Origin of the sequence: Corynebacterium sp. S5S1 (assembly GCF_001913985.1) — a bacterium.
Taxonomy (GTDB): domain Bacteria; phylum Actinomycetota; class Actinomycetes; order Mycobacteriales; family Mycobacteriaceae; genus Corynebacterium; species Corynebacterium marquesiae.
Genome location: NZ_MKXT01000049.1, coordinates 1 through 8,935, shown reverse-complemented (window position 1 = coordinate 8,935; position 8,935 = coordinate 1). Strand labels below are relative to the sequence as shown.

Annotated in this window: 6 protein-coding genes and 1 pseudogene; all 7 read left to right on the top strand. The window is 57.4% G+C overall.

Going from position 1 to position 8,935, the window contains the following annotated elements; all coding sequences use genetic code 11:
• The first annotated feature begins 143 nt into the window (after positions 1 to 143).
• Positions 144 to 503 carry a preprotein translocase subunit YajC gene (yajC, locus tag BKN05_RS11355; protein ID WP_049378262.1) on the top strand — a complete coding sequence of 120 codons (360 nt, stop codon included), beginning with the start codon at positions 144 to 146 and terminating at the stop codon, positions 501 to 503.
• Positions 504 to 741: 238 nt separating this feature from the next.
• Entirely contained in the window at positions 742 to 2,634 is a 1,893-nt protein-coding gene (secD, locus tag BKN05_RS11350) for a protein translocase subunit SecD (protein ID WP_286688684.1), read from the top strand.
• Positions 2,635 to 2,636: 2 nt separating this feature from the next.
• Positions 2,637 to 3,797: a protein translocase subunit SecF gene (gene secF, locus BKN05_RS11345; protein ID WP_284787015.1), complete on the top strand. Its 1,161-nt coding sequence runs from the start codon at positions 2,637 to 2,639 to the stop codon at positions 3,795 to 3,797.
• A 182-nt stretch (positions 3,798 to 3,979) separates the two neighbouring features.
• Positions 3,980 to 5,518 carry an ABC transporter substrate-binding protein gene (locus BKN05_RS11340; protein WP_286688683.1) on the top strand — a complete coding sequence of 513 codons (1,539 nt, stop codon included), beginning with the start codon at positions 3,980 to 3,982 and terminating at the stop codon, positions 5,516 to 5,518.
• 53 nt (positions 5,519 to 5,571) lie between these two features.
• Complete coding sequence (locus BKN05_RS11335; RefSeq protein ID WP_005324978.1) at positions 5,572 to 6,117, top strand: adenine phosphoribosyltransferase; 546 nt, start codon at positions 5,572 to 5,574, stop codon at positions 6,115 to 6,117.
• A gap of 86 nt (positions 6,118 to 6,203) precedes the next feature.
• Positions 6,204 to 8,492: a RelA/SpoT family protein gene (locus BKN05_RS11330; RefSeq protein WP_286688682.1), complete on the top strand. Its 2,289-nt coding sequence runs from the start codon at positions 6,204 to 6,206 to the stop codon at positions 8,490 to 8,492.
• 187 nt (positions 8,493 to 8,679) lie between these two features.
• Positions 8,680 to 8,935 (top strand): annotated as a pseudogene (locus tag BKN05_RS11325) (bifunctional metallophosphatase/5'-nucleotidase); the annotation flags it as partial.

The window sequence follows — 8,935 nt, the reverse complement described above, 5'->3', positions numbered from 1 at the left end:
CAAGATGCCCGAAAACAACATCCACAACGTGAAGCAGAAACCCTTCACACCCCCAACAAGCCCACCCGCGGAGTTGACAACCTATATAGGAACACCCCCCTTGGGGTTTCTGTGCGCACCGCCGTCTGGCACACTAGGGTGCTATGGAAATCATCATTCTCATCATTATTGGCATCCTCTTCGTCGTTCCCTCGTTTATGGCCATGCGAAAGCAGCGCCAGCGCCAAAATGAGATGCAGGCCCTCCAGAATTCCCTGCAGCCGGGCGACGCCATCGTTACGGCGGGCGGCGTGCACGGCGTGGTGCGCAGCACTGGCGACAAGGATGTGGATCTAGAAATCGCCCCTGGGGTGGTGGTTACTTTTGACAAGATGGCCGTCATTCGCACGGAGGAGGAAGCCAATAGCCTTGAGCGCCCTGCTGCTGGGGACGCCAAGAATGATGCGGCAGATAACCTGCCAGATGAGGAATATCCTCCGTTTGACGGCCAGGAGAAGAAATAGCTCGCTATTTCCTAAGAGTTGCCTTAACGTTTGCTAGGCGGGTGGGGCCTTCGGGGAGCGTAGACCCCATCACACTTTGAGTCTTTTCCGGACCTCGTTAAGGAAAATTCCGCTTGATGACGTACGATTGTGCGTTGTTAACGTGCCTGCGCCATGTGGCTGGGCCGTATTTAATGTTTAAACACCCTGTTATAAGCAGCACAGGAGATTATCGTTGTCCGCAAAAACCCGTGGCGCTATGAAAAATAGCAAACGCCAATGGCCGAAGCGCGCGATCGCGCTCTTCGTTCTCATTGTGGTTGTTATCTACGCGCTTATCTTTTTAACTGGTAACCGTCAAGGCACCCCGAAGCTCGGCATCGACTTGCAGGGTGGCACCCGCGTAACGCTGGCGCCGCAAGGCGAGGAACCCACCCAAGACCAACTCAAGCAAGCACGCAACATTTTGGAACAGCGTGTCAACGGCATGGGTGTTTCTGGTTCTGAGGTTGTCATCAACGGCAACACCCTGGTCATTACCGTTCCGGGAGAAGATGCCTCCCAAGCGCAGGCCGTCGGCCAAACCTCGCAGCTGTTCTTCCGTCCGGTGGCTAAGCCATCCATGCCGGATATGGAAAAGCTCAATAAGGAGCTTGAAGATATGGCCAACCGCTGGGTGAAGTACGACGTACTCAGCGCAGACGAGGCCAACAAGCAGATGGAGCAGATGACCCAGGCCATCGCCCAGCAAGAAGCGCAGATGACTGGTAAGGAGCCGAAGAAACAGAAAGCTCCCAAGGTCAGCGCCAAGCCGCTTGAGGAGCCAAGCAACTCTATTGAGCAGACTAAGCGTCGCGATGAAGTAACGGAAATGCTGCTGAAGGACCGTCAGTCCGAGGATCCGACCACCCAGGCTGCAGCTTCTGCGCTGATGACCTGCCAAGGCAGTACCGATCCCCTGGCCGGAGCCGACGATCCTGCCAAGCCATTTGTTACCTGTGACTACTCCAACGGCAACCCGTACGTACTGGAGCCAGCACCGCTTCTCAATGGCATCAAGGACGAAAACGGTACCCGCCTCACCGGTAACGAGATCGATACCAATTCTCCGATCGAAGGCGGTCTCAACGGCCAGTCTGGCCAGATGGAGATCAACTTCTCCTTCAAGACCGGTGATGGTCCGAACGGTTCTCAGACTTGGGCAGACCTGACGCAGGAACACCTTAAGGACCAGGTTGCCATCACGCTTGACTCTGCGGTTATTTCCGCACCGGTTATCCAGAGTGCAACCCCGGTAGGCTCTGCCACCTCCATTACTGGTGACTTTAGCCAGGAAGAGGCACAGAGTCTGGCAAATAACCTGAAGTATGGCGCACTGCCGTTGTCCTTCGCAGGTGAAAATGGCGAACCAGGCGGCACCGTCGAGTCCATTCCGCCCACACTGGGCAAGGCCGCACTGCAGGCCGGCCTCATTGCAGGCCTCGTTGGCCTAGTACTAGTGATGGCATACTCGCTGTACTACTTCCGCGCGCTTGCCGGCGTATCCCTCATCTTCCTCATTGCCTCTGGCCTCCTGACCTATGGCTCCCTGGTTCTGCTGGGCCGCTGGATCGGTTACTCGCTGGACCTTTCCGGCATCGCCGGTCTGGTCATCGGTGTGGGCGCAACCGCTGACTCCTTCGTGGTCTACTACGAGCGCATCAAGGATGAGCTCCTCGAGGGACGCACGTTCCGCTCCGCTACGCAAAAGGCGTGGGAGCGCGCTCGTGCCACCATTGTGACCGGTAACGCGGTGACCTTGATTGGCTCTGTTGTGGTCTACTTCCTCGCCATCGGCGAGGTGAAGGGCTTCGCCTTTACCTTGGGCCTTACCACGGTATTTGACCTGGTCGTATCCTTCCTGGTCATGGCGCCGCTGATGCAGCTGGTCGGCCGCCGTCCGGCTGCTGCTAAACCTTCGATGAACGGCCTCGGTGGTATCTACGCACTGGTGGAAGAGCGCCGTGAGCGCGGCTACTTCGGCTCGGGACGTCGTCAAGCACACGCTGCTGAGTCCGCGAGCGCGAAGGAGTCAGCCACCAAAGCAACGGCAGGAGATTCTGCCGCAAGTACCGCACGTCCCGTAGATGCTGCGGAAGATGAGGAGAAATAAGCATGGCTGTTTCGACTAAGCATAAGATTTCCCGGATGGACCGCCTCTACGAGGACGAGCGCGGTTATGACTTCATCGGTCGCACCAAGCTGTGGTATGGCATCACTGCAGCACTTATCGTGGCCGCAGTGGCTGCGATCCTCATTCGTGGTTTCTCGCTCTCTATTGACTTCGAAGGCGGCACCACGTTGTCGATGCCGGCAGGCGACCTCAAGGAAGATGAGGTAAGCCAGGTCTTTGAAGACTCCACCGGTGTAGAACCCGAGCAGGTTCACATCGTGGGCGCTGGCGATTCCGAGACCTTGGAAATTGTTTCTGAGCGCTTGAGCCAAGAGGACGTGAATGCGGCTCGCGCGGCTATCTATGACAACTTCCAGCCGAAGGATGAAAACGGCAAGGCCACCCCGGACGCCATTGGCTCGTCCACGGTATCCGAATCCTGGGGTTCTTCTATTACCCAGCGCATGCTCATTGCCATGCTGGTCTTCCTGGTAGCTGCGACCGTCTACGTGGCCATTCGCTTGCAGAAGAACATGGCTTTCGCCGCGATCATCGCACTGATTGCAGACGGCGTAATCATCGCCGGCATTTATGCCCTCTTTGGCTTCGAAGTTTCCCCGGCTGTCATCATTGGTCTGCTCACCGTCCTGACCTTCTCCATGTATGACTCGGTCATCGTCTTTGACAAGATCAACGAGAATACGGAAGGCCTCGAGGGCCAACGCAAGAAGACCTATGCTGAGCTGACAAACTTGGCTATTAACCAGACCGTTATGCGCTCGATTTCTACCTCGGTTATTTCTGCGCTGCCTATCATCGCGCTCTTCGTGGTAGCTGTGTGGCTTATGGGTATCGGTACCCTCCGCGATTTGGCGCTCATCCAGCTCATCGGTGTGGTCGAGGGTATTTTCTCCTCCATTTTCTTTGCTACGCCTTTGGTTGTGACCTTTGCCAACATGTCCAAGAGGATCAAGCGTCACAACAAGCGGGTCACGGACTATCGTGCCGGCAAGGACGAGAATGCCGCGGCAGAATCTGGCGCAGCATCCCCCGCCCGCACCGTGGTCTCACCAGCGAGCGCAACCGCCACTCCGGCTGAGATCGATGATGATCCGGCCGAATCCACTGGACAACCCGGCGCAACTTGGCGCCCGGGCCGGTAGCCTCCGGTAGTAAAATATTCGCGGAGTGGTAGCTGAAGTGAGGGCAAAATACGGTGCTTAAAATAAAGAGCGGTCCTAGTGAACGTCACTGGGGAAAGAAAGTAATTACCTCGTGCGTTTCGGCCATAGCCCTAGCTGCTTCTGCCTGTAGCGGGCAGAGCAGTGAGGAGGACACAGCTAGCGTGCCGCAGGAGCCAGAATCCTACGGATATTTTGGCTACCAGGTAAATTCCCGCTTGGCCACGACCAATGCCGGCACGTCTTTTGGTGATGCCACCTCCGCCGGTCTGTTGTCTACGCGGCTTTATCCAGGACTTTTCGTGCCCGGGCCCTCCGGCGAGCTGATCCCCAATGCGGATCTAGTGGAGACGGAAGAGCTTCCGCCTGTAGCCGGCAGTGACCAGCGCAGCGTCCAGCTCACTTTGGAGGAGGATGCCGTCTTCTCCGATGGTGCCCCCGTTACTTGTGACGACTACCTGTTGGCGTATGTGGCCGGTACTCATCCAGCTGAATTTGCCTCACATATGCCGTTGATGAATGACATCGCGGATTTTAACTGTGAGCCCCACGGTAAAAGGTTCACCTTGACTTTTAACAAGGATCAGGGGCAGCGCTGGCGCCACATGTTTGGCGCCGGCACGATCATGCCGGCCCATGCCCTAGCCAAAAAGCCCGGGTTGAGCGTTAAGGAACTCAACGCGGCGCTGACAGTAGAAGACATGCAGGCGCTTGCGCCGGTTGCTGAGGAATGGCGCTATGGCTTTTCCGTGGACAAGGATCAACTAGATCCCGAGCTGCAGGTCTCCTTCGGACCCTATGTCATTGACAAGGTAGGCGACGAAGGGGAGATCATTCTTAAAGCAAACGAAAAGTACTTCGGAGACGCTCCCGCCGAGGAACATGTTGTGGTCTGGCCTTCGGATGCTGATGCACAAAAGCTCGCAGATAAAGGTGCGTTGCGCGTAGTGGACGCCGCAAGTGAAAACCCTGACTGGCTGGACAGCACGAAGGATGAGTCAGGGGAGTCCCCCTACGAGGTCACTCCAATGGTTGGCGAGCTTACGGACACTCTCACGCTATCTGAAGCGGGAATATTCGCGGAGCCGTGGGCACGCGAGAGCTTTGCCGCTTGCGTCGATCAGCAGGCGGTTGCGCAAGCAAGCTCAGCGGCCTCCGGCGTGGAGGTGCCACCGGCCTACCTGCGTACCGTTTCCGTGACCAACCCGGTTGCTGGCGGTCTAGACAAAGTGGGCAAGCAACACCAAGGCACTGATTTAGCCAAGGCCGGCGACCTCAACGGTACGACCATCAAGGTCGGCTATTTAGGTCCAGACAAACGCTACGCCGCCATGGTGGAGCAATTGCGTGCATCCTGTGAGCCAGCCGGTATTACCATCGAGGACGCGTCCGCTGAGTTCATGTCCCAGCACTACTTGGAAATGGATCCGGAAACCTGGGCACCTACCGTCGACGCCTTCCTCGGACCAGTTGATCCCCAGACGGAATATTCCACGGTGGAGTCCAGCATGAAGAACTCTGCGGAGCTGAAGAAGACAGAAGAAGCTCTGTGGAAGGATGTACCTTCCATTCCGCTCTCCGCGCAGCCGCGCGTCTTCCTGGTCCACCGCGACGTGGAAGGTGTCCTGCCGTACACTGGCGTTTCGGGTATCGGTTGGAATATGGACCGCTGGCACAGCACCGTCCCAACGGACAAGGAATAGGCCCCGAATATCGGGCGTTTACGACCTCTCGCAATTATTTCTCAAGGAAGATTATGAGTTCGCACTACGAATCAGCAGCACAGGCACTCAAGGACAAGGTTCGCCTCGTTCAAGACTTCCCAGAGGAGGGCATCCTCTTTGAGGACCTCACCCCAGTCTTGGCGGACCCAGAGGCATTTCGCACCGTAGTGGACGGCTTGGCGGCCGCCTGCGAGGAATTGGGCGCAGATATGATTGGCGGCCTAGACGCCCGTGGATTCCTCCTCGGCTCGGCCGTCGCCTACAAGATGGGCCTGGGTATCCTGGCCATCCGCAAGAAGGGCAAGCTTCCCCCTCCGGTATATACCGAGGAATATGAGCTGGAGTATGGCTCTGCGGCGCTGGAGATTCCAGCCAGCGGCGTTGACATCAAGGGCAAGCGCGTAGTGCTTGTCGACGACGTCTTAGCCACCGGTGGCACCCTCCACGGTGCCAAGCTTTTGCTTGAGTCCGCAGGTGCCGAAGTCGCTGGCAATGTGGTGGTGTTGGAAGTCAAGGGTCTCAACGGTCGTGAGCGCTTATCCGGCCCGCCGCTCATTGTGTTGAATGCCACAGACTAAGATGGGATGCCTAAGCTAGATTCCACGATCTAGATGGACATGAGGCCACAAGGCCCGTGGCACTGTGAAGGGCGGTAGATTTGGCCATGGACAAACCCGTAAAGCGCCAGTCCGGCGGCGGAATGCGCAGCATGTCGGCTCGCCTCGCTCGTTCGCTTACCGGCGGTCGAGTGAAGGTGAATCCGGTGCTGGACCCGTTGATGTCCATTCACCGCAAGTTTCATCCCAAGGCCGATGCTGATTTGCTCAATCGCGCCTATGACACCGCGGAGCGGCTCCATGAGGGTGTCTTTCGCAAATCCGGAGAGCCGTATATCACCCACCCGCTCGCCGTGGCGACGATCGCGGCGGAGATCGGTATGGACACCACCACCATCGTCGCAGCACTGCTGCACGACACCGTGGAGGATACGGACTATTCGCTAGAGGACCTCACCCGAGACTTCGGTCCGGAGGTGGCTCGCTTGGTCGATGGCGTGACCAAGCTGGACAAGGTGGCACTGGGGTCGGCCGCAGAGGCCGAGACCATTCGTAAGATGATTGTCGCCATGGCCACCGACCCCCGAGTCCTGGTCATTAAGGTCAGCGACCGCCTGCATAATATGCGTACGATGCGGTTCCTTCCGCCCGAAAAACAGGCTAAGAAGGCGCGGCAAACCCTCGAGGTTATCGCGCCGCTAGCTCACCGACTCGGCATGGCCAGCGTGAAGTGGGAGCTGGAAGATCTGTCCTTTGCCATCTTGTATCCAAAGAAGTACGACGAGATCGTGCGCATGGTGGCAGATCGCGCCCCCTCGCGCGATCGCGCGCTCAAGGAGATCATTAGCCAGGTCAGTGGGGCGCTGAAGGAAAACGGCATTGAAGCCGAAGTTATGGGCCGACCAAAGCACTACTGGTCCATCTATCAAAAGATGATCGTACGCGGCCGGGACTTCGCGGAGATTTTTGACTTAGTGGGCATCCGCATCTTAGTAGAGGACGTCAATAGCTGTTATGCCGCAATTGGCGTGGTTCACTCGATCTACCAAGCTCTGCCCGGGCGCTTTAAGGACTATATTTCTTCGCCGCGATTTGGCGTCTATCAGTCGCTGCACACCACCGTGCTGGGCAATGGTGGCGCGACGCTAGAGGTCCAGGTACGCACCCACGAGATGCACTACAACGCTGAGTTCGGTGTGGCCGCTCACTGGCGCTACAAAGAAACCAAGGGCAAGAACTCGGGCCACCAGGAAGAAGTGGCCCAGATGGCTTGGATGCGCCAACTTCTGGACTGGCAGAAGGAAGCCGCCGATCCCAACGAGTTCCTCGACTCGCTGCGCTACGACCTGACCGCCAAGCAAATCTTCGCCTTTACTCCGAAAGGCGATGTGGTGAACCTGCCTGCCGGTTCAACTCCGGTGGACTTTGCCTACGCAGTACATACTGAGGTGGGGCACAGGTGTATCGGCGCCAAGGTCAATGGCAAGCTCGTCGCGCTTGAATCGAAGCTAAAGTCCGGCGACAAGGTGGAAATCTTTACCTCCAAGGATCCCAATGCTGGTCCGTCCCGCGATTGGCAGGATTTCCTCGTGTCCGCTCGCGCCAAGACCAAGGTGCGGCAGTGGTTTGCCAAGGAACGCCGCGAAGAACACTTGGAAGCCGGCCGCGATGCCCTGGCTACCGAAGTCCAGCGCGGCGGCCTGCCTATGCACCGCCTGTTTACCGCCAGCTCCATGAAGCAGGTAGCCGAGCAGCTGCACTACGCCGACGTCGATTCGCTGTATACCGCCATCGGCGCGGGCCACGTTTCTGCTCAACACGTGGCCAACCAATTGGTTGCCATGTTCGGTGACCAAGACGATGCCATTGACACCCTGGCCTCGCGCACGCCACTGTCTGAGATTGAGCACTCCCGCGCCCAACACACTGAAGACTCGGCATCGGGCACTGGCATCTTGGTGGAAGGCAGCCCCGATGTGATGGCAAAGCTTGCCAAGTGTTGCCAGCCCGTGCCGGGCGATGCCATTTTCGGTTTCGTTACCCGTGGTGGGGGAGTCTCCGTGCACCGAGCCGACTGCACTAATGCGGAAAAGCTCAAGGCAGAACCAGAGCGCATGTTGGAGGTGGCCTGGTCTTCTGGTACCTCCGCAACGGGCGCTTTCTCGGCGACGCTGCAATTGGAAGCCCTTGACCGTCAGGGCCTCCTTTCGGAGCTCACTCGGGTAATGAGCGATGAGAACATCAACGTTTTGACCATGAACTCTAATCGTGGCGATGACCATATTGCGACGGTAAGGTTCACATTCTCCGTTTCGGATACCAAGCAATTGGGAACCTTGATGACCACACTGCGCAATACCGAAGGCGTCTTTGACGTTTACCGCGTAACCGCCTAAGGCGCTGTGTCCCACCCTCAAGGAGGGGCGGGGCAAGCAACGCAAAGGCATCGGGGAGGTTACCTGTGTGTGAATTCTTGACTGCTGCAAGGTAAAACTCCAGCAAGCAAGCTTAATTTCTCCTGCCAAGTAGTTAGCGAAGCGATATAAATTATCCTGTCGCTTTCTACTATCTAGGAGTACTTCAATGCAGTTCCGTCGCATCGGCCAGCTTGTGGCCGCCACTACCGTTTCCGCTGTTGCTCTCTCCGGCGCGCAGGCGGTGGCACAGGAAAACAAGACCACCATCTCCGTCACCAATATCACCGATATTCACGGTCACTTGGAAGACAAGATTGGTGACCCAGCCAAGGCCGGTGATGAGATCGGCGTAGCTCGTCTGCAGACCCTCATTAAACAGGTAAATGAGGATCAGGAATTCAACCTGACCTCCTCGGGCGATA

What these genes read in the sequence shown, in the direction of transcription:
- yajC (WP_049378262.1), top strand. Translation starts at nt 144, where the DNA reads ATGGAAATCATCATTCTCATCATTATTGGCATCCTCTTCGTCGTTCCC.
- secD (WP_286688684.1), top strand. Translation starts at nt 742, where the DNA reads ATGAAAAATAGCAAACGCCAATGGCCGAAGCGCGCGATCGCGCTCTTC.
- secF (WP_284787015.1), top strand. Translation starts at nt 2,637, where the DNA reads ATGGCTGTTTCGACTAAGCATAAGATTTCCCGGATGGACCGCCTCTAC.
- BKN05_RS11335 (WP_005324978.1), top strand. Translation starts at nt 5,572, where the DNA reads ATGAGTTCGCACTACGAATCAGCAGCACAGGCACTCAAGGACAAGGTT.
- BKN05_RS11330 (WP_286688682.1), top strand. Translation starts at nt 6,204, where the DNA reads ATGGACAAACCCGTAAAGCGCCAGTCCGGCGGCGGAATGCGCAGCATG.